Raw genomic sequence first — 19,114 nt, 5'->3', positions numbered from 1 at the left:
TCGGTTATAGAATAAAAATGAATAGAGTAAAAATAATAAAACCATTGCCTAATTTTCATTAGGCAATGGTCAATAAATTGATCTATTTAAAAATTAATTAAATTGGGCAAAATCAGGTTTACGCTTTTGCATAAAGGCTGCTACGGCTTCTGCCATTTCGGCTGAAGTAACACGTTGCATAAAGATTTCAGCTTCATCATCTACACAGTCTAAAATTTCTTGTAAATTATGTTTCATTAAGGCTTTGGTTTGTTTGATGGATGCCAGTGGCAGCGCCGCCAAAGTCTGTGCTTGCTTTAAGGCATGCGCATAGACATCTTCTTCAATGCTATTGACCAAACCTGCACTTAAGGCTTTTTCACTGTTAAACTTTTGTGCAGTAAACAGAAGCTCGGCTGCTTTATGATAACCGGCTTGTTGAATCAGTAATTTACTCGACGCGCCTTCTGGAGAAAGTCCCAAGCTGACAAATGGAATTTGGAACAGGGCAGTATGATCGCTATAGACCAAATCTGCATGTAACAAGAGTGTCACCCCAATCCCAATGGCCACGCCGCGAACAGCTGCAATTAACGGTTTAGAAAACTTGGCTGCTGATTTTAACACTACAAATGGCGGTGCGTCACCGGCTTTACCTGCAAGTGGTGTTTGAATAAATTTCATAAAGTCTTGCATGTCGTTGCCGGCACTAAAATCCGCATCTGCGCCGCGTAAAATCACCACACGGACATCTTTGTGCTGATCTGCTTCATCTAAAGCTTGAGCAATCCACAAATACAGTTCGCCATACAGTGCATTTTTTGCTTTTGGTCGATTAATGGCTAAAGTCAGCACACCATGTTCTAAATTCGCATCCAAATGCTGATGAGGTTGTTGAATACAGCTCAGTGTCATCGTACTATCCTTGCTTTAAAACTTAATTTAATTTTATGGCGTTTATTATGTCGCATATTTATTGGGGTGGCACAACTGATGAGTCATAAAAAATTTGATCTGCTATGAACTATACATTTGATTATCTGGTTTTCATTGGTCGCTTTCAGCCTTTTCACTTGGCGCATATGCAAACCATTAAAATTGCCTTTCAACACAGTCAAAATGTGATTTTGGCATTGGGTTCAGCGCAACATGAACGTAATATTAAAAATCCATTTTTAGCCACTGAACGCGAACAAATGATTCTAGCGAATTTTTCAGCCGCTGATCAGCAGCGCATTCGGTTTGTGCATGTGATTGATGTCTACAATGATGAAAAGTGGCAGCAATTGGTCAAATCATTGGTGGCAGAAGTGGTGCAACCTGAAGATAACGTCGGCCTCATTGGCCACTTTAAAGATGAATCTTCATATTATCTTGAGCTTTTTCCGCAGTGGCAAATGCTCGAATTGAATAGCTTAATTGGAGCAATTTCTGCGACGCCGCTGCGCGAAGCGTACTATCGCGGTGAAATTCGAGAAGGCGCTTTTCCATTAGGCACCAGTGAATTTTTACATCAATTCCAAAAAAGCCCGCTGTATCGACAGTTGCAGCACAAATATCTGACACAAGATAAAAGCAATCTTGAATAATTTTCAGTAAGCTCATAGTTCAAGGCCAGTCTTTGCCGCGAATGAGGAGTGGATAAGATGCATCCTTCCATCAGCATAAAAACACTATTTATCACCGCGCTCATTAGTCTTGGCTGTATGGCACAGGCACAGGCACAGCAGTGGGCGCTAACCGCAAGAACCTATGTCGGTTTTGATATTGAGTCGCTGGTTTTTCCCATTATTAAGGGGAGATTTAATCAGTTCCAGTCCAGTATGAATTTTGATGCTACGGCGCTAGAAAATGCCTCTGCACAATTTACTTTAGAGGTGAATAGTATAAGTCTAAACAAGCCAGCACTGAAACGGATGATTCTGGCGGAGGATTTATTTTATGTCGATAAATACCCCACCGCAACTTTTAATAGTCATGAATTTATAGCTTTAGGTCACGATAAATACAGTATCAAAGGCATGCTCACTTTACGCGGTGTGAGCAAAATGGTGACTTTAGATACGCTTTTAAAACCCAATACAATCAATCCACGTCTTTTAGATGTTGAGTCGCAGACAGTGGTGCAGCGCAGTGATTTTGGCATGAAACGAGCATTGGGCGGTATCGGCGAAAATGTGCATATTCGCTTATCCGGTCAATGGCAACCCATTTAGTGGCCTAAAAAGTGCTCAAAAATAGTTTTTTAGCCGCTGAATTAACTTGGCTTTGTATACTTTTAGCTCGGATTTTTATTCAAGGCTGTTAAGATTAAGCTGCCAGTAGATTGTGCTATTGATAATATAATGTCAGACTGAAACGGGCTCGAGTCATTGAAACCCGCCTATTTTCATTATTAAATTTGCATACAATCCATATTGAGCATTGGTCTAATCATGCCTGCTATATCAATTTCAACCCGCTAATATTGAAACAATAACAACACAAATTCTAAACTTAGCATAAATTCAATTTAAGCTAAGGTCTGATTTCGATGATAAACCGTACAATCAGGAACGCAAAAATGGATTTTAATTTAAAAACAATAATGAAAAGTGGATTCATGATTACAGCTATAACTTTTGCAGGGATTGGTCAAGTCTTCGCTGAGTCGTGGATTTTAACCCCGAAAAGTGATGTCGGGTTTGAAATTAAATCGATGGGATTGTCGGTGGTGAAAGCCAAATTTAATCAAGTCCAATCTATGATGCAGTTTGATAGCAAAGCACCGCAAAATGCATCGACGCACTTTGTGATGGATGTGGACAGTCTCAGTTTTAGTAAGCCATCGCTCAAAAATATGATTCTGGGTGAAGATCTTTTTTATGCTGCAAAATATAAAACAGCCACCTTTAAAAGCACCCAATTTAAAGATTTAGGCAATGGTAAATACAATATTTTGGGACAATTAACCCTACGTGGTGTGACCAATCCGGTCACCTTTGCCACCACACTTAAACCCAATGCAAGCAATGCGAATGTGATGGATATTCAATCCTCGGCCATGATTAATCGTAGCGATTTTGGCATGCGCAAAGGAATTGGCGGTGTGGGGGAGAAAGTCAATATTCAGCTGACTGGCCAGTGGAAAGCCAAGTAAAGTTGTGATTGTTGATTAAAAAAGACCTTTTTTTAAAGGTCTTTTTTAATTTATTGCCAGTTTTTAACTTAAAAAACGATAATTTATAAAGCTTTTAACGCGTTCAATCTCTTAAACCGTGCTTGAGCCGATTTTGGCAGAGCCATCATGAATTTATAAAATACAATAGCCGTGCTTTGCATACATGATGCCCATTATTATAAAAATACTTAGACTATCTTTTCCGCTAGTCGCTAATGCTTTTACATGCAGCTGAATAAACTGATATAAAAATAATCAAAATATAAATGACAGTCTTAGAGCAGAACTGATCTAAGACCAGACATTGCAACTAAATCGTATCGACAAGGAACCCGAAACGTGGATTTAAACTTAAAAACAACAATAAAAACAAGATTAATCATCATTACCATGAGTTCTATTGTGACCGGTTCAGCCTTTGCCCAATCATGGACTTTAACGCCGCAAAGTGATGTTGGTTTTGAAATAAAGTCGATGGGATTGACAGTGCTAAAAGCTAAATTTAATCAAGTTCAATCCACGATGCAGTTTGATGCCAAAGCGCCACAAAATGCATCCACCCACTTTGTACTCGATGTCGATAGTCTGAGTTTTAGTAAGCCGTTGTTGAAAAAATTGATTATGGGAGAAGATCTTTTTTATGCGGCAAAATATAAAACGGTAAAATTTAAAAGTACCCAATTTAAAGATTTAGGCAATGGCAAATACAATGTGATGGGGAATTTAACCTTACGCGGTGTGACCAAACCTGTGACTTTTGCAACCACGTTTAAACCAAGTGCATCAAATGTTAATTTACTGGAAGTACAATCTTCTGCGGTTATTAATCGTAGTGATTTTGGTATGCGCAAAGGCATTGGCGGCGTCGGTGAGAAAGTTAATCTTCAGCTTTCTGGCCACTGTGCGGTTAATTAGCACATGATCAACGAATTTTTAATTTTTATGGGACTTGTTTATGATTCATCTGCTGCTGAGCATGGTGGATTAGCACTTGAGTCAATACGTCTAGGGCATTGGACTGTTGTTTCCAACGATGCCAGTACAACATTATTTTAGTCTGACACTGCGGAAGAATTTCAATCAGTTCAGTATTTGCTAAGCGCGCCCCAATTTGATATTCCGGTAATAATCCAAAGCCCAAACCTTGAAAAATCGCCTCAGCAAAAGCGCTCGATGAGGGAATATGATGTTGAGGATAACTGTGTTGATTTAATCCAAAATACTTCAACATCACATGGTGATGCAGTTGATCCTCAGTATTGTAAATAATGGCAGGTGCTAGGCGAAGTTGCTCACGATCTATCGTGCTTTTAAACCATTGCGCTGCAAATTCTGGCGTAGCCACCATACGATAGTGCATTGCACCAATAACATGCGCAATGCATCCGTTCATGGCATTTTCTTGCGTAGAAATACAGGCATTGACCAAACCACTTTCAAGCAGTTGATGGGTCTGGGATTGATCATCAATTTTAAAGTGTAGGATAATTTTTTCAGCAATTAAGCTGTCACGTAAAGTTGGCAGTAACCATGTGGCCAAGGAATCTGCATTGCTGGCGATATGAATTTGATAAAATTCTGAGGCTGCTGATTTTCTATCTAAATCCTGTCGAAGCTGCTGTTCAAGCAAACGACGATGCTGTAAATAATGCAATAGCGCTTGACCCGCTTGGGTGACACGGCAAGGACGTTCTCGAATCAGCAATAAATGCCCTAAGGTACGCTCTAGGGTTTGTATGCGCAGTGTTACTGCTGAAGCGGTAATACATAAGCGATGTGCAGCCAAATCAAAACCACCGGTTTCTGTCACTGCAAGAAAAGCATCGCATTGTTTGGCATTTAGCGTATTGAAATTCATAGCATTAAAATAATTTAGTTCAGCTGATATTTTCTTAATTATGCTTCACCTGTCTAAAGAGTGTAGATAATATTGTATCATTTTAAGCATATCGAACATTTTAATGTTAAGTAGCTATCTACAGGGTTTTGCCATTGGGTTCAGTTTGATTTTAGCCATCGGTGCGCAAAATGCCTTTGTGCTAAAACAAGGCTTAAAGCAGCAACATATTTTCTGGATTTGCTTGCTCTGTGCATTGTCGGATGCCACGTTAATTGCTTTAGGGGTGTTTGGTTTTGCCGCGCTGATGCAGCAATTCCCAATGATGATTACAATTGCGCGATATGCCGGTGCACTATTTTTAATGGTTTATGGGGCGCAGCATATTAAGCAGGCGCTGCAAGCCAATCAGTCTATACAGCTCGATGCACAATCTGAACAGTCGCTATGGAAAATATTGGGAATCTGTTTGGCGCTGACATGGCTTAATCCGCATGTGTATCTGGATACGGTGGTCTTGCTGGGTTCTATCTCTGCGCAATTTGCGCAGATGAAAGTGTATTTCGCGTTGGGTGCAATCAGCGCTTCATTTTTATTTTTCTTTGCTCTCGGCTATGGCGCGCGCTTATTATTACCTGTCTTTAAAAACCGCAAAGCATGGCAAATCTTAGATGTGATGATCGCTGTAGTGATGTGGAGTATCGCTTTATCTTTAGTATTCACGCTATAAAGAACCCTCCAGTGAAAATTAAAAAGCCCACTTTAATCGGGCTTTTCAAACCCAATACTATGCACTTAAGCTGCGTGTAATGCTTTTAAATCGGCCAAAACCTGTTCAGCATGTCCTGCGGCTTTAACTTTACGATAGGCTTTGAGCAGTTTGCCTTGATGGAAAATAAAGGTGGAGCGTTCAATGCCCATCACTTTTTTGCCATACATATTTTTTTCTTTAATGACATCAAATAGCGTACACAGCACTTCTTCTTTATCGCTAATTAAATTAATGCGCAAGGACTGCTTTTCAGTGAAATTTTGATGTGCTTTTACCGAATCTCGCGAGACTCCCAAAATGGTGCTGTCTAATGCTGAAAACTCATCTATCAGATTAGAAAAATCCACCGCCTGCGTGGTACAACCCGGTGTTGAGTCTTTGGGGTAAAAATACACAATCAACCATGCTGAGGGCAGGCGTGATAAGTTAATCTCACCTGTAGTGGTGGGGAAATTTTGCTCAGGCAATTGAATATTTTCTGTCATATTGTGATCCTTCATTATCATAAAGCATGGTCTAGTTGCAGGGTTAAAAAGGCATAATGTTCATGGCGTACAATCTCACCTTGATGTACGCAAATTGCGCGTTTAAATATCGGGCCATCCAGTACAGTGCTGTGAAACTCACCCCCTTCACCGCATGGATCAATTCCACGTTGCTCTAATGTTTGAATATAGTCTAAGGTTAAAATTTTACCTAAATCTTCAATGCGCATACCTAACTTAAGATTTACCGTGACAATCATACTTTTAAAGTTCAACGCAATGAATTCGCGTATAACCTCGGCATGCGCTCGTTGCCAAAGCGGCATACATAATTTTAGTGCCGCATGCTGGGTCATACGCTCATGCCAACAGCCATGTTCTGGCATATCTAAGTCACCAGTGACCAAGGTTTCTGCACCGTGTTGTTTGGTCTGCGCCAATAAGTTTAAAAATTCAGTCTGGTAATTATCCCAGTTGGATGCGGCACTGAGAATGGGTAAGCCTAAAGCCTCGGCTTGGGCATGGATAATTTCTAAAGGCATAGCATGCGAGTGTGAACGTAGCCCATGTTCTTCTAACATCACAATCAAGCCAATGGCTGTGCCCACTTGCATCGCATGATACAAGGCGAGGGTGCTGTCTTTACCGCCGCTATAAGAAACCACAAATTTATGTTGATCGGCGTTACTTTTCCAAAGGTGTTGCATAGTGAATCCATTGTTAAAAAAAAGCCTGCAAATGCAGGCTTTGATTGAATCTGACTTGGCTTATTTTTTAGCTTGAGCAGATTTCATGGCTTCTTCAGTTAAGCTTTTAAGCTTGCCTGTCAATTGTGGGCCAAAGCAGGCCTGTAAATCTTGATTCTGTTTTTGCACAAAAGCTAAAGTTGCAGGGCTTTTCTTTTGGTTAATGGTACTTTGCATTTCCCATTTTTGCGCGTTGGTCAGTTTGCCATCTGCTTCAACTGCACATGTACAATATTTACTGACTTCTGCGGCAGATAATTTTTTACTTTTACCGGTTTCATCTTTACAAACATTAATTAAAGCCGATTTTACATTGGTGCTTTTATACGCTTCTTGCAGCTTGTTGGACTCTGCTGCATGTGAAGCAGTTGCCATCAATGCCACTGCAGAAAATAAAGTTGAAAGAATAATATTTGATTTTAAGTTTTTCATGTATTGCACCCTGTTATGACGGTATATAACGTGTTGGATCTTCAATGGCTGCGTCAGCAAAACCTTGTTTACGTAAACGACAACTATCACATTTGCCACAAGCACGCCCTAGGTCGTCTGCTTGGTAGCAAGACACCGTTTGACTGTAGTCTACGCCATGTTCTATACCTAGGCGAATAATATTTGCTTTGGATAAATGTAACAGAGGTGTTTCAAATTTAAGCGGTTTTCCCTCCACACCCACCTTAGTTGCAAGGCGTGCCATGTTCGCAAAAGCATCAATAAATTCAGGACGACAGTCTGGATAACCTGAATAATCAACAGCATTAATGCCAATCACAATCGCTTCTGCACCAAAAACTTCCGCTGCAGCGAGCGCATAGGACAAAAATATCGTGTTACGTGCTGGAACATAAGTTACAGGAATACCCTCTTGTTCATGTTCGGGAATATCAATGCTGTAGTCGGTTAAGGCAGAGCCGCCTAAATTACCTAAATCAATTTTAATCACACGATGCTCTACACCCGCTTGCTGAGTCAATGTGCGCGCAGCATCAAGTTCAGTGGTTGAGCGCTGACCGTACATAAAGCTGATGGCAATACATTCATAACGTGCTTGTGCCCAAGCTAAACACGTGGTTGAGTCTAAGCCGCCAGATAATAAAACGATGGCACGAGTACGCATATTAAAATCTCCAAATTAGGATTTAGAATGAGAGGGTAACAAGCAAGAGTGGAATTAAATTAACGACCAGTTTCATCATTCCAAAGCAATTTGTGTAATTGCAGTTGGAAGCGAACAGGGAGATGGTCGTCTAAAATCCATTGTGCTAAATCACGCGCGAGAGGCGGGAGCTGAATTGCGCCTTTTTCGACAGCAAAAGCAGGCGAGAACCAAACGGTGCTCACCAATTCATTTAATTTCAACTGTTCAAGTTGCTGTTTAGACCACTCATAATCGGCACGGTTACAAATCACAAATTTAATTTGGTCGTGCTGGGTCAAATGATCTAAATTACTGAGTAAATTTCTGTGCTGTTCGCCCGAAGTGGGGGTTTTTAAATCGAGTACTTTTGAAACCCGAGCATCTACTTTAGAGACATCTAAAGCGCCGCTGGTCTCAAGAGAAACCTCACAGCCTAAGTCGGCTAAGCGCTGCATTAAAGGCAGGGCATTCGGCTGCGCCAAGGGTTCACCGCCCGTTACGCAAACATAAGGGGTATTAAAGTCGAGCGTGGTTTTAATAATCTGCTCTAAAGATTGGCGTTCGCCACCTTCAAAGGAATAGGTGGTATCGCAATAGCTACAACGCAGCGGACAACCGGTCAACCGAATAAAAACGGTCGGTAATCCTGCCGCATTGGCTTCACCTTGCAATGAATAAAAAATCTCCGTGATACGTAAACCCGCAGACGGATCGGACACAGGAATAGTAGAAGATCGAAGCGTATTCATAACAACATTAACCACAGCAAAATAAATGACAGAGTATAAAAATAAAAATCTCTACGCTCATGGCTGAGCGTAGAGATGAGGAACGATTTAAGTTCCGCAACAGCAATGAATAGAGAGAATTAATCTTCGCGTAATAAATCGTTTAAGCTAGTTTTTGAACGTGTTTTGGCATCGACTTTTTTCACGATAATTGCAGCATATAAGCTATATGTGCCACATTTAGAAGGCAAGCTTCCTGCAACCACTACAGAGCCAGCAGGCACGCGGCCATAATGCACTTCGCCAGTTGCGCGGTCATAAATCTTGGTCGATTGACCAATAAATACGCCCATAGAAATGACTGAACCTTCTTCTACAATCACGCCTTCAACAATTTCAGAACGCGCGCCAATGAAGCAGTTGTCTTCAATAATAGTCGGGTTGGCTTGCAGTGGTTCAAGTACACCACCAATTCCAACACCGCCAGATAAATGTACATTTTTACCAATTTGCGCACATGAACCCACAGTTGCCCATGTGTCAACCATCGTGCCTTCATCAACGTAAGCGCCAATGTTGACATACGATGGCATCAACACCACATTTTTTGCTTGGAAACTGCCTTTACGTGCCACAGCAGGTGGTACTACACGTACACCGGCGGCTTTAAACTGTTCTTCAGTCCAACTGGAGAATTTAGTTTCCACTTTGTCATAAAAGCGAAGATCACCGGACTCAATGGTTTTGTTGTCATTTAATTTAAACGACAGTAAAACTGCTTTTTTTAGCCATTGATGAACAATCCATTCACCGTCAATTTTTTCTGCTACGCGAAGTGAGCCGTTATCTAGGCTCGCAATCGCTTCTTCTACAGCAAGGCGCACTTGTTCTGGGCAGTCTGCTGCGGTGAAATTTGCACGGTCTTCAAACGCTTGTTCAATGATTGTTGAAAGCTGAGACATGATCTTCCATTTCCAAAAAAAATTTTCAATATTTTACACTATATTGCCGGCTAAATAGATGAAAAAATGACTTTACATGGGAAATATTTATTAAAGTAAAAAAATAAACACTTAAAATTTAATATTATTTTTCTTTTAATTAAAAAAGTTTGCAAAATCAACAGTAAATCGCAATTGTATCAAAAAATAACAAAAACTCAGCAAATGTCGAATAAAAGTTAAGCTGCTTTTGCCTTATAGTGCGTCTATTAAAAAGCATTAAGCATGAAAAGAATTTTTTTGAGGAGATATGTAATGAAAACTTTAACGACAGTTCTTACCGCAGCACTACTTACTGCAATGGCTGGTACAGCAATGGCAGAAGAAGTTGTTGTTCAAGATGGTTATGCTTTTGAGAAAAACCAACTGATTCCAACAGGCGTTCGTGCTGAAGTGGGTACGACAGGTTACGGCGGTGCTTTACTTTGGACTGCAAACCCATATGTGGGTTTGGCGTTAGGTTATAACGGCGGTGATATCTCTTGGACAGATGATGTATCAGTAAATGGTACTAAATATGACCTAGATATGGACAACAAACTTGCTTACTTAAATGCTGAAATTCGTCCTTGGGGTGCAAGTGCAAACCGTTGGGCGCAAGGCGTTTATATGGCAGCCGGTGTAGGTTATCTTGATAATGACTATGACTTAACTAAGCGTTCAGAAAATGGTTCTATTACTGTGAATGATAATCCATATTCAGTTAATGGTTCAGTTAATGGCAAAATGTCATATAAAAATGATATCGCACCATACGTTGGTTTAGGTTTTGCGCCTAAAATCAATCAAAATTGGGGTGTATTTGGTGAAGTCGGTGCTTACTATACCGGTAATCCTACAGTTGATTTAAATGCGAATGGTACTTTTGTTAACGTAAATGGCGCCAATATTGATGAAGATATACGTGCTGAAGAAAATAAAATCCGTAATGATGACAAATACGAATGGTTACCAGTGGCTAAACTGGGTGTAAGTTATCATTTCTAATTTAGAATCAAGTTAGGATTCTAAAGATAAAAAAACGAGCTACGGCTCGTTTTTTTTATGTCTCTATAAAAAGCTCAATCGTTTTCTATAGAGACACTTCTAAAATACCCAGATCAAATTTTTAATCTTCTGGATAAGCTTCTTTTTTAAAGGCTTTAATGTCGGCATTTGGCGTACAAAGTGAAATAAATTCATAGCCGTAACCGCGCAATAAGTGTCCTTTGCGTACTGCAATCCATGTAGTATTCATGCCAAAAATATCAGTGGGAATTTGTTTTAAACGATAGTCACGCTCTGCATCATAGGCCACGTTATTAACAATACCCACGCCCATATTCAGTTCAACATAGGTTTTAATGACATCGGCATCCAGTGCAGACATGACAATATCGACATCAAGACCGGCTGCATCAAAAGCTTTATCAATTTTTGAGCGACCAGTAAATCCACCATGATAAGTAATCAAAGGATACTCGGCTAAATCTTGTAAACCAATGTTCTGCTGCGTGGTCAGTGGATGGTTTTGTGGGGTAATAATACTGTGTTGCCACTCATAAAAGGGCACACTGGCCAAGTTGTCTTCTGCTGTTAAAGATTCTGTTGCAATGCCAATATCGGCTTCGCCTTGTAGTAGCATTTGGGTGATTTCAACCGGACTGGCCTGCTGTAAAATCAGATGTACTTTGGGAAATCCTTTTTTAAATTGATTCACAATTGGCGGTAAGACATAGCGCGCTTGGGTGTGCGTGGTGGCAATAGTCAATGTGCCTTCATCTACACGGTTAAAGTCATCCGCTAGGCGTTTAATATTGTCTGCATCAACCAACATGCGCTCTACAATACCCAGTAAAGCCTGACCCGGTTCAGTGAGACCCAATAAACGCTTACCTTTGCGCACAAACAGTTGTACGCCTAGCTCGTCTTCTAAATCTTTAATATGTTTACTCACGCCAGATTGTGAGGTGTAAAGTGCTGCCGACGCTTCGGTTAAGTTAAATTTTTGTCGAACCGTTTCTCGAATAATTCTGAGTTGCTGAAAATTCATACTTGTGTTTACCTTAAAAAAGGGATGGAGCTATTTTGCCCCATCCATGTCGGCTTAAGCCACGTCATCGGCAAATAAATGCAGTGCTGTTGGACTGAGCCACACCGTTTGATTTGGTTTAAATTGATGCAGTTTAGCTTGATCTGACGGTAATGAAATTTCAATAAGATTGCCTTGGCGATCTTGCAGCTCTGCCAGCACTTTACCAGCAATCCATATTTCCCGTAAGAACGTGGCTTGAATGGTATTCGGCTGTGGCGTGGTATAGAGCTGAAATTCATGGGGACGCGCAAAGGCAATAATTTGACCTTGTGGGGCATCAAGAGTCTGCGGCAATTGAATGCGATCCTCACCCAATTGAATAATACCCTGTTGATGCTGACCTTCAAAACGATTGGCTTGACCCAAAAAGTCAAAGACAAACGGCGTTGCGGGTTTTTCATACACTTCACGGGGTGAACCAATTTGCTCTACATTGCCTTTATTCATCACAATAATTTGATCGGCCACTTCTAAGGCTTCTTCTTGGTCATGGGTGACAAAAATAGAGGTAATGTGCAGTTCATCATGTAAGGTACGCAACCAACGGCGCAGTTCTTTACGCACTTTAGCATCTAACGCACCAAAGGGTTCATCGAGCAATAATACCCGAGGCTCAACTGCAAGCGCACGAGCCAAAGCCACACGTTGCCGTTGCCCGCCAGAGAGTTGGGCTGGAAAGCGCTCAGCTAAAGCGCTCAATTGCACCAAATCCAGTAAATGCATCACACGTTTTTTAATATCGCTCTCTGATGGGCGTGTTGCGCGTGGGCGCACGCGTAAACCGAAAGCAATATTTTCAAACACGCTCATGTGCCGAAATAACGCATAGTGCTGAAACACAAACCCGACTTGGCGTTCACGAACATGCACAGCAGTGGCATCTTCACCTTCTAAAATCACTTGTCCACCATCGGCTGTTTCTAAACCGGCAATAATTCGCAGTAAGGTGGTTTTACCACAGCCAGAAGGGCCAAGTAAGGCCACCAGCTGACCATCGGGAAAATCCAATGAAATATTATTCAGTGCATGGAACGCACCAAAGTGTTTTTCAATATTTTTAACTTGAATACTCATGATGTCATTCCTTCAGAAACCGTTGCATCTGCATTACGTTTGTTTTGCTTTTCTTGCCGAATTTCCACCCATGCTTTTAAAATCAGCGTGACAATGGCCAGTAGCGCAAGCAGTGATGACACCGCAAAGGCGGCACTAAACGTATATTCGTTGTAGAGAATTTCGACATGTAACGGCAAGGTATTGGTTTCCCCGCGAATATGGCCGGACACCACTGAGACTGCACCAAATTCACCCATCGCACGGGCATTACACAAAATCACGCCGTAGATTAATCCCCATTTAATATTCGGCAAGGTGACTTTCCAAAAGGTTTGCCAGCCTGAAGCACCCAGTACAATGGCTGCTTCTTCTTCTTCCGTACCTTGTGCTTCCATTAAAGGAATCAGTTCACGGGCAACAAACGGTACCGTAATAAAAACAGTCGCCAAGACAATAGCCGGTACGGCATACAAGACTTTAATGTCATGATCCATAAACCATTCGCCAAACCAACCTTGTGTACCAAAAATCAATACCAACATTAGACCGGCAATGACGGGAGACACCGCAAAAGGCATATCGATAATTGTGGTTAAAATTGATTTACCACGGAAGTTAAATTTGGCCACCGACCATGCGGCCGCCACACCAAACACCACGTTCAACGGCACAGCAATAACGGCGGTCAGTAAGGTGAGTTTAACCGCAGATAAAGTGTCGGGATGAACCAGTGCTTGAAAATAAACACCCACTCCTTGTTTAAAGGCTTCTACAAAAACCAAAATTAAAGGCAGAATTAAACAGCTTAAGAAAAAGATCAGGGCAATGGTAATTAGCAGATAACGCACCCAAGTGGATTCTCGCGTCGCATTTCGGGATTGTAGTTTTTCTGCTAAGGCATTGCTGTTGGTCATTAAACTCATGATGCAGTTCTCCCCGTACGACGGCTGGCCCAGCCTTGTAGCAGATTAATCAGCAATAAAATCGCAAAGGAAAGTATCAACATCACCACGGCAATGGTGGTTGCACCGGCATAATCATATTCTTCTAAACGAGAGATAATCATCAGTGGCGCAATTTCAGTTTCAAAAGGCTGATTACCAGCAATAAAGATCACCGAACCATATTCACCTACGCCGCGAGCAAAGGCTAAGGCAAAACCGGTGAGTAGTGCTGGAAATAAAATAGGTAGAATAATTTTACTGACAATTTGAAAGCGATTGGCACCCAACGCAGACGCGGCTTCTTCGAGTTCAATTTCTAAATCACTCAAAACCGGTTGTACGGTGCGGACCACAAACGGCAGACCAATAAAAATCAATGCCAGCGTAATTCCGATAGGCGTATAGGCCACCTGAATACCCAAAGGTTCAAGATACTGCCCAATCCAACCGGTGGGCGCATACAGTGAGGTTAGGGCAATACCAGCGACTGCGGTTGGCAGAGCAAAGGGTAAATCCACCAAAGCATCGACAATGCGTTTACCTGGGAAGGTATAACGTACCAAGCACCATGCCAGTAACAAACCAAAGACCACATTAATCACAGCGGCTAAAAGTGCGCTACTGAAGCTTAACTGTAAAGATTTTAAAATACGTTCTGAGCTTAAAATTTCCCATAAACCATCCCAGCCAATACCCAATGATTTAATAAATACAGCAGATAAGGGAATAAGAACAATCAAGGATAAATACGCTAGGGTAAAGCCTAGAGAAAGACCAAATCCTGGCAGCACTTTAGATCGCTGCGACATGATTACTCCTTAGAAGAGCGAAAGCTGAACAAAACATTCAACAAAAATAAAAGTTTAAATCGGCACAAGCATAATTTGCACAGTTGAAATTGCAAATTTAAATAAGCACTGACTGTCATCATCAAAATTGATAGATCACAATACTCATTTCGATATTAAATAAGGGAGGATTTCTGGAAAAGGTCCGAAACCCGATGCAGTATTGACATGACCGACTTGACCTAAATTAATAGGCTCAAGTTGCCATGCTTGGGCTAACCGTTTGCCATCTTGAGGATTTAACCACGGATCATTTTCACTCATTAACAGTGTGGTGGGCACGGCAAGATCAAGCTGCTGGAAATAATCATCCAGATTCAGCTGTTGATCATCTGCAAAATCATTTTCGGCAAAACGTCTTGGATTGGCGGGTGCAACCAAAATTAAATGTTTAACTTTCTGATTGAGCTGCGGATGCTGCGCGAGCGCTGCAACAGTGGTTAAGCAACCAAAACTATGGGCAATAATTTGCAGATCGGTTTGAATGGGCGCAATGCTCTGCACAAATTGTGTAATCCACTGCTGTAAAACCGGTTGTTGCCAATGCTGTTGCTCAACGCGTGAGCAAGACATGAGTTGTCGTTGTAACCAAGACTGCCAGTGGCTTTCTTCACTGCCGCCAATCCCCGGTACAATTACGTTGTGAATCATGTCAATGCTCCTCTAGCTTTGCTGTGATGAATCTTATTTGACGTTATTGGCTTTAATGATTTGATCGAAAATACCGCCATTTTCGAAGTGTTTTTTCTGCACTGTGCTCCAGCCGGAAAACTCTTGATCAATCGTGACCAGTTTTAACGGCTTAAAGGTTGAACTGTATTTTTTTAAGACTGCCGCATTGTGTGGACGGTAAAAGTTCTGTGCAGCAATTTCTTGTCCACGCGAAGAATAGAGAAAGTTTAAGTAGCCTTTGGCGACATAAGTCGTGCCATTTTTCTGCGCATTTTTTTCTACAATCGCCACCGGCGGCTCAGCTAAAATGGACAAGGACGGAGTGATGATTTGAAATTTATCAGGCTGTTCACGTATTGCTAAATACGCTTCATTTTCCCAAGCCAGTAGTACATCTCCAATGCCGCGCTCAGCAAAAGTAGTGGTTGCGCCGCGTGCGCCCGAATCCAGTACTTTGGTGTGTTGATAAATTTGACGCACAAATTCTTGCGCTTTGGCATCATTGCCCGCCGGTTGATGTTTTGCCCATGCCCACGCCGCCAGATAATTCCAACGTGCACCGCCAGAGGTTTTAGGATTTGGGGTGACAATTGCCACGCCGGGTTTAACCAAATCGCCCCAATCTTTAATATTTTTCGGATTACCTTTACGCACCAAGAAGACAATGGTCGAGGTGTAAGGCGTCGAGTTATATGGCAATTTTTTCTGCCAATCTTTAGGCAATAGATTGGTTTTTTCCGCAATGGCATCAATATCGGCGGCCAAAGCCAGCGTAACCACATCTGCATCTAAGCCATCGATTACCGCACGGGCTTGTTTGCCTGAGCCACCATGCGATTGTTTGAAATTGAGCACTTGTCCGGTTGATTTTTTCCAGTACTGACCAAACTCTTGATTTAGATTTTCATACAGTTCACGTGTGGGATCATACGAGACATTTAAGAAATCTTTTGCGCTGCTGTTGAATGAACTGACTGAAATCAGGACAGTTGCAATTGCCAGTTTTATTTTTGTAAAGTGCATCTCTTGCTCCAGTTGTTTTTGGCTTTTTTGACCATGCGGCGAGAATAGCGCCATCCTTTATGCATAAAAAATAATAAAAAATGAATTTTATATGAGTAAAAGAGATATTAAACCGATTCAGCAGTTCTTAAACTAAGCCATCGTGCTTTGGACGTTTTAATATGCTTTGTTTTAAGAATGCCCAGCCCATTGAGCAGATCGCCTTAATAGATCGTGCCTTTCATTATGGCGATGGCTGTTTTACCACCGCACGCGTTCGGCAGGGCAAAATAGAACTGGAAAATTTGCATATTGCACGCTTAGTGCTCAGTTGTGAGCGCTTGCTGTTACAGGCAGATTTGCAGTGCATTGAACAGAGTTTGGCCGTGTTGCAGCAGCAGTATTTAGAGGTCAATGGCACATTAAAAGTGCTGATTAGCCGCGGTGAAGGACAACGTGGCTATAGCTTGCCAGATCATCATGCCGATGTTTGGGTATTCTTTTATCCGCAAGCATGTGCTGAATTTCAAGTTGAAAAAATTAAAACTGGTGTTTTACAACAAGTCTTGGGGCTGACCATGCCAAGCCTCGTGGGTTTAAAAAGTCTGAACCGATTAGAGCAAGTGTTGCTTAAAAATGAAGCCGATCAGCGCGGTTGGAGCGAAGCATTGGTTACCGATGTGCAGGGCACCGTTGTAGAGGGCGTGAGTAGTAATTGTTTCATTCGCTTAAACAATACATGGATTACGCCCGAACTTCGCTATAATGGCGTGCATGGAGTGATGCGTGCGGAAATTTTATCGCGGATGCAGCAGCATGGAATTGCTTGTGAACAACGTTTCATTGATATGGATGAAATTACACAATTTGAAAGCTTATTTTTTTGCAATGCCTTAAGTCCAATGAAAATTGTGACTGAACTTAACCAGCAACCTTTGAATGTTCAAGCCTGTATTGAACTGTTTAATATCCTTCAATTGAATCAGATTCGTTAATATGTCTAGCTCAAAGCAAAAATCAAACAACAAAACCGCGAAACGATTGCCTGTGAATGGGTGGATTATTTTTATAGCCGCCATCATTCTTGTGGTGGGCTTTATTTTATGGTCTAGCTTATTTAAAGCTTATCCGGTAAATGGCAAAAAACAGATGTTGGCCATTAGCACCGGTGATACCTATTCGGGTTTCATTGACCGTTTAGCCAAAGAAAATAAAGTGAATTTTCCTATCATCTTAAAGCTTTATCAAAAGTTTATGATCCATGACAGCATGAAAGCTGGGGTCTATGAAGTGCGTCAAGGCATGAGTATTCGTCAGGTCATGCAGATGCTGGCCAATGCGGACAATGCGCAAATGAATCGTATTTTAGTCATTGAAGGCACGACGTTTAAGCAGTTGGCGGACAGTTTAAGAAAAGATCCATTGGTCAGTAAAGAGGTGCTGAATCTACCGCAACAGCAGATGTTGCAAGCACTCAATATTCCGTTTCAACATCCTGAAGGTTTATTTGCCCCAGACACTTATTTTTTTGCCAAAGGTGAAAGTGATAAAAAGATTTTAAGTGATTTATATAAGCGTCAAATGAAAGCCTTAGACGCAGCGTGGGCCAACCGTGCGCCCGATCTTCCCTATAAAGATAAATATGAAGCCTTAATTATGGCCTCGATTGTAGAAAAAGAAACCAGTTTAGATCGTGAATTACAGCAGGTATCCGGTGTCTTTGTGCGTCGTTTAAAAATGGGCATGCGCTTACAAACCGATCCAACGGTGATTTATGGGATGGGGGATCGTTATACGGGCAATATTACCCGTGCAGATTTGCGTACCCCGACGGCTTATAATACTTACACCAATAGCGGTTTAACCCCAACTCCGATTGCGTTACCAAGTCAAAAAGCCATTGAAGCGGCCATGCATCCAGACAGCTCGAATAATATCTATTTTGTTGCCACAGGTAATGGTGGGCATACCTTTAGCGCCAACTTAGAGTCACATAATCGCGCCGTGCAAGATTATTTATCTGTATTAAAATCGAAGAAGGAATGAGTCATGTTTATTAGTTTTGAAGGCACAGAAGGTGTCGGTAAAACCACACTCATTCGTAAAGTTTATGAGCATTTGCTTGCACAAGGTCAACAGGTACAGCTCACCCGTGAGCCGGGGGGTACACCGATGGCAGAGCAAATTCGTGCCCTGTTGTTGGCCGTAAATCACGAAGAAAATATGGCCGATGATACTGAGCTCTTACTGATGTATGCAGCACGTGCGCAGCATTTACAACAAGTGATTGTGCCAGCTTTGGCGGCAGGTAAAACGGTGTTGTGTGATCGATTTACCGATGCCAGTTTTGCTTATCAATGTGCTGGACGTGGCTTAAGTGCAGAGAAATTACAGTTATTAAATGCAAATTTTGTCTCGCACATGCCGCAGATTACCTTTTGGCTGGATGCACCCACGGAACTGGGAATGTCACGTGCTCGCGAGCGCGGTGCATTGGATCGTTTCGAGCAAGAAAAAGCGGTCTTTTTTGAAAAAGTACGCGCGGGCTATCAAACACTTTGGCAGCAAGAGGGCGCACGGATTAAGCGTTTAGATGCCTGTCAAAGCCCCGATCAAGTCTTTGAGCAAGCCTTGAGTTATTTAAAATAATCGGTAATTTTTAAAGTGCTGTA

The 19,114-nt window shown here is 41.7% G+C and carries 23 protein-coding genes; 9 read left to right on the top strand and 14 right to left on the bottom strand.

The genetic code is table 11. The annotated features are described in order from the left end of the window. Positions 1 to 93: 93 nt before the first annotated feature. Positions 94 to 894, bottom strand: coding sequence for an enoyl-CoA hydratase-related protein (locus SE27_RS10170; protein WP_039623068.1), 801 nt, complete (start codon positions 892 to 894; stop codon positions 94 to 96). Positions 895 to 998: 104 nt separating this feature from the next. Here SE27_RS10170 and SE27_RS10165 point away from each other — a divergent pair, with 104 nt between their 5' ends. From SE27_RS10165 to SE27_RS10150, 4 genes are all read left to right on the top strand, one after another. Continuing rightward, positions 999 to 1,568 (top strand): nicotinate-nicotinamide nucleotide adenylyltransferase, encoded by a 570-nt coding sequence (locus tag SE27_RS10165; RefSeq protein WP_039623066.1) that lies wholly within the window; start codon positions 999 to 1,001, stop codon positions 1,566 to 1,568. Positions 1,569 to 1,625: 57 nt separating this feature from the next. Then, on the top strand, positions 1,626 to 2,195 hold the full coding sequence (locus tag SE27_RS10160; RefSeq protein ID WP_039623064.1) for a YceI family protein: 570 nt from the start codon (positions 1,626 to 1,628) through the stop codon (positions 2,193 to 2,195). A 347-nt stretch (positions 2,196 to 2,542) separates the two neighbouring features. Then, positions 2,543 to 3,118, top strand: coding sequence for a YceI family protein (locus SE27_RS10155; protein WP_039623063.1), 576 nt, complete (start codon positions 2,543 to 2,545; stop codon positions 3,116 to 3,118). Positions 3,119 to 3,529: 411 nt separating this feature from the next. Continuing rightward, positions 3,530 to 4,054, top strand: coding sequence for a YceI family protein (locus SE27_RS10150; RefSeq protein WP_081406893.1), 525 nt, complete (start codon positions 3,530 to 3,532; stop codon positions 4,052 to 4,054). Between the two features lie 25 nt (positions 4,055 to 4,079). Here SE27_RS10150 and SE27_RS10145 read toward each other — a convergent pair whose 3' ends face one another. Continuing rightward, the gene (locus SE27_RS10145; protein ID WP_039623060.1) at positions 4,080 to 4,997 is read right to left on the bottom strand and encodes a LysR family transcriptional regulator ArgP; all 918 of its coding nucleotides are present in this window, start codon (positions 4,995 to 4,997) and stop codon (positions 4,080 to 4,082) included. Between the two features lie 103 nt (positions 4,998 to 5,100). Here SE27_RS10145 and SE27_RS10140 point away from each other — a divergent pair, with 103 nt between their 5' ends. Beyond that, positions 5,101 to 5,706, top strand: coding sequence for a LysE/ArgO family amino acid transporter (locus SE27_RS10140; protein ID WP_039623059.1), 606 nt, complete (start codon positions 5,101 to 5,103; stop codon positions 5,704 to 5,706). A 65-nt stretch (positions 5,707 to 5,771) separates the two neighbouring features. Here SE27_RS10140 and SE27_RS10135 read toward each other — a convergent pair whose 3' ends face one another. The 6 genes from SE27_RS10135 to dapD form a co-directional block, all read right to left on the bottom strand. After that, positions 5,772 to 6,233 carry a peroxiredoxin gene (locus SE27_RS10135; RefSeq protein WP_039623058.1) on the bottom strand — a complete coding sequence of 154 codons (462 nt, stop codon included), beginning with the start codon at positions 6,231 to 6,233 and terminating at the stop codon, positions 5,772 to 5,774. 17 nt (positions 6,234 to 6,250) lie between these two features. Further along, entirely contained in the window at positions 6,251 to 6,940 is a 690-nt protein-coding gene (locus SE27_RS10130) for a Dph6-related ATP pyrophosphatase (RefSeq protein ID WP_039623056.1), read from the bottom strand. A 60-nt stretch (positions 6,941 to 7,000) separates the two neighbouring features. Further along, a complete protein-coding gene (locus tag SE27_RS10125) occupies positions 7,001 to 7,411 on the bottom strand; it encodes a hypothetical protein (RefSeq protein ID WP_039623055.1) in 411 nt (136 codons plus the stop codon). A gap of 13 nt (positions 7,412 to 7,424) precedes the next feature. Beyond that, a complete protein-coding gene (gene queC, locus SE27_RS10120) occupies positions 7,425 to 8,096 on the bottom strand; it encodes a 7-cyano-7-deazaguanine synthase QueC (protein ID WP_039623054.1) in 672 nt (223 codons plus the stop codon). Positions 8,097 to 8,155: 59 nt separating this feature from the next. Then, complete coding sequence (gene queE / locus SE27_RS10115; protein ID WP_039623053.1) at positions 8,156 to 8,866, bottom strand: 7-carboxy-7-deazaguanine synthase QueE; 711 nt, start codon at positions 8,864 to 8,866, stop codon at positions 8,156 to 8,158. Between the two features lie 119 nt (positions 8,867 to 8,985). After that, on the bottom strand, positions 8,986 to 9,807 hold the full coding sequence (dapD, locus tag SE27_RS10110; RefSeq protein ID WP_039623051.1) for a 2,3,4,5-tetrahydropyridine-2,6-dicarboxylate N-succinyltransferase: 822 nt from the start codon (positions 9,805 to 9,807) through the stop codon (positions 8,986 to 8,988). A 294-nt stretch (positions 9,808 to 10,101) separates the two neighbouring features. On the opposite strand from dapD, the gene carO reads away from it, so the two are divergent. Beyond that, positions 10,102 to 10,833, top strand: coding sequence for an ornithine uptake porin CarO (carO, locus tag SE27_RS10105; RefSeq protein ID WP_039623050.1), 732 nt, complete (start codon positions 10,102 to 10,104; stop codon positions 10,831 to 10,833). Between the two features lie 121 nt (positions 10,834 to 10,954). On the opposite strand, the gene SE27_RS10100 is transcribed toward carO, so the two are convergent. The 6 genes from SE27_RS10100 to SE27_RS10075 all read right to left on the bottom strand — a co-directional run bounded on the left by SE27_RS10100 (position 10,955) and on the right by SE27_RS10075 (position 16,463). Then, on the bottom strand, positions 10,955 to 11,878 hold the full coding sequence (locus SE27_RS10100) for a CysB family HTH-type transcriptional regulator (protein ID WP_039623049.1): 924 nt from the start codon (positions 11,876 to 11,878) through the stop codon (positions 10,955 to 10,957). Between the two features lie 54 nt (positions 11,879 to 11,932). After that, complete coding sequence (locus SE27_RS10095) at positions 11,933 to 12,994, bottom strand: sulfate/molybdate ABC transporter ATP-binding protein (protein ID WP_039623048.1); 1,062 nt, start codon at positions 12,992 to 12,994, stop codon at positions 11,933 to 11,935. Further along, the gene (gene cysW, locus SE27_RS10090; protein WP_039623047.1) at positions 12,991 to 13,899 is read right to left on the bottom strand and encodes a sulfate ABC transporter permease subunit CysW; all 909 of its coding nucleotides are present in this window, start codon (positions 13,897 to 13,899) and stop codon (positions 12,991 to 12,993) included. The genes SE27_RS10095 and cysW overlap by 4 nt, the downstream gene beginning before the upstream one ends. Beyond that, entirely contained in the window at positions 13,896 to 14,729 is an 834-nt protein-coding gene (gene cysT / locus SE27_RS10085) for a sulfate ABC transporter permease subunit CysT (RefSeq protein ID WP_039623046.1), read from the bottom strand. Before cysT ends, cysW begins: the two co-directional genes overlap by 4 nt. A gap of 144 nt (positions 14,730 to 14,873) precedes the next feature. Beyond that, a complete protein-coding gene (locus SE27_RS10080) occupies positions 14,874 to 15,419 on the bottom strand; it encodes an RBBP9/YdeN family alpha/beta hydrolase (protein ID WP_052251732.1) in 546 nt (181 codons plus the stop codon). A 33-nt stretch (positions 15,420 to 15,452) separates the two neighbouring features. Beyond that, positions 15,453 to 16,463 carry a sulfate ABC transporter substrate-binding protein gene (locus SE27_RS10075; RefSeq protein WP_039623975.1) on the bottom strand — a complete coding sequence of 337 codons (1,011 nt, stop codon included), beginning with the start codon at positions 16,461 to 16,463 and terminating at the stop codon, positions 15,453 to 15,455. A gap of 161 nt (positions 16,464 to 16,624) precedes the next feature. On the opposite strand from SE27_RS10075, the gene pabC reads away from it, so the two are divergent. From pabC to tmk, 3 genes are read left to right on the top strand one after another with little or no spacing between them, the layout of a single operon-like run. Next, positions 16,625 to 17,437 carry an aminodeoxychorismate lyase gene (pabC, locus tag SE27_RS10070; RefSeq protein ID WP_039623045.1) on the top strand — a complete coding sequence of 271 codons (813 nt, stop codon included), beginning with the start codon at positions 16,625 to 16,627 and terminating at the stop codon, positions 17,435 to 17,437. A gap of 1 nt (position 17,438) precedes the next feature. Next, entirely contained in the window at positions 17,439 to 18,488 is a 1,050-nt protein-coding gene (mltG, locus tag SE27_RS10065) for an endolytic transglycosylase MltG (protein WP_039623043.1), read from the top strand. Between the two features lie 3 nt (positions 18,489 to 18,491). Next, on the top strand, positions 18,492 to 19,091 hold the full coding sequence (gene tmk / locus SE27_RS10060) for a dTMP kinase (RefSeq protein WP_039623042.1): 600 nt from the start codon (positions 18,492 to 18,494) through the stop codon (positions 19,089 to 19,091). The last annotated feature ends 23 nt before the right edge of the window (positions 19,092 to 19,114 follow it).

This window comes from Acinetobacter harbinensis, assembly GCF_000816495.1.
Taxonomy (GTDB): domain Bacteria; phylum Pseudomonadota; class Gammaproteobacteria; order Pseudomonadales; family Moraxellaceae; genus Acinetobacter; species Acinetobacter harbinensis.
Note: the sequence above shows the minus strand (reverse complement) of the source record. Positions and strands in the feature narration are given on the sequence as shown.

Excerpts from the sequence above, each read along its gene's own strand:
- tmk (WP_039623042.1), top strand. The coding sequence starts at position 18,492 with ATGTTTATTAGTTTTGAAGGCACAGAAGGTGTCGGTAAAACCACACTC.
- SE27_RS10125 (WP_039623055.1), bottom strand. The coding sequence starts at position 7,411 with ATGAAAAACTTAAAATCAAATATTATTCTTTCAACTTTATTTTCTGCA.
- SE27_RS10140 (WP_039623059.1), top strand. The coding sequence starts at position 5,101 with ATGTTAAGTAGCTATCTACAGGGTTTTGCCATTGGGTTCAGTTTGATT.
- SE27_RS10075 (WP_039623975.1), bottom strand. The coding sequence starts at position 16,463 with ATGCACTTTACAAAAATAAAACTGGCAATTGCAACTGTCCTGATTTCA.
- pabC (WP_039623045.1), top strand. The coding sequence starts at position 16,625 with ATGCTTTGTTTTAAGAATGCCCAGCCCATTGAGCAGATCGCCTTAATA.
- cysT (WP_039623046.1), bottom strand. The coding sequence starts at position 14,729 with ATGTCGCAGCGATCTAAAGTGCTGCCAGGATTTGGTCTTTCTCTAGGC.
- queE (WP_039623053.1), bottom strand. The coding sequence starts at position 8,866 with ATGAATACGCTTCGATCTTCTACTATTCCTGTGTCCGATCCGTCTGCG.
- SE27_RS10080 (WP_052251732.1), bottom strand. The coding sequence starts at position 15,419 with ATGATTCACAACGTAATTGTACCGGGGATTGGCGGCAGTGAAGAAAGC.
- SE27_RS10100 (WP_039623049.1), bottom strand. The coding sequence starts at position 11,878 with ATGAATTTTCAGCAACTCAGAATTATTCGAGAAACGGTTCGACAAAAA.
- SE27_RS10170 (WP_039623068.1), bottom strand. The coding sequence starts at position 894 with ATGACACTGAGCTGTATTCAACAACCTCATCAGCATTTGGATGCGAAT.
- SE27_RS10160 (WP_039623064.1), top strand. The coding sequence starts at position 1,626 with ATGCATCCTTCCATCAGCATAAAAACACTATTTATCACCGCGCTCATT.
- mltG (WP_039623043.1), top strand. The coding sequence starts at position 17,439 with ATGTCTAGCTCAAAGCAAAAATCAAACAACAAAACCGCGAAACGATTG.
- dapD (WP_039623051.1), bottom strand. The coding sequence starts at position 9,807 with ATGTCTCAGCTTTCAACAATCATTGAACAAGCGTTTGAAGACCGTGCA.
- SE27_RS10135 (WP_039623058.1), bottom strand. The coding sequence starts at position 6,233 with ATGACAGAAAATATTCAATTGCCTGAGCAAAATTTCCCCACCACTACA.
- SE27_RS10095 (WP_039623048.1), bottom strand. The coding sequence starts at position 12,994 with ATGAGTATTCAAGTTAAAAATATTGAAAAACACTTTGGTGCGTTCCAT.
- SE27_RS10130 (WP_039623056.1), bottom strand. The coding sequence starts at position 6,940 with ATGCAACACCTTTGGAAAAGTAACGCCGATCAACATAAATTTGTGGTT.
- carO (WP_039623050.1), top strand. The coding sequence starts at position 10,102 with ATGAAAACTTTAACGACAGTTCTTACCGCAGCACTACTTACTGCAATG.
- SE27_RS10165 (WP_039623066.1), top strand. The coding sequence starts at position 999 with ATGAACTATACATTTGATTATCTGGTTTTCATTGGTCGCTTTCAGCCT.
- SE27_RS10145 (WP_039623060.1), bottom strand. The coding sequence starts at position 4,997 with ATGAATTTCAATACGCTAAATGCCAAACAATGCGATGCTTTTCTTGCA.
- SE27_RS10150 (WP_081406893.1), top strand. The coding sequence starts at position 3,530 with ATGAGTTCTATTGTGACCGGTTCAGCCTTTGCCCAATCATGGACTTTA.
- queC (WP_039623054.1), bottom strand. The coding sequence starts at position 8,096 with ATGCGTACTCGTGCCATCGTTTTATTATCTGGCGGCTTAGACTCAACC.
- cysW (WP_039623047.1), bottom strand. The coding sequence starts at position 13,899 with ATGAGTTTAATGACCAACAGCAATGCCTTAGCAGAAAAACTACAATCC.
- SE27_RS10155 (WP_039623063.1), top strand. The coding sequence starts at position 2,543 with ATGGATTTTAATTTAAAAACAATAATGAAAAGTGGATTCATGATTACA.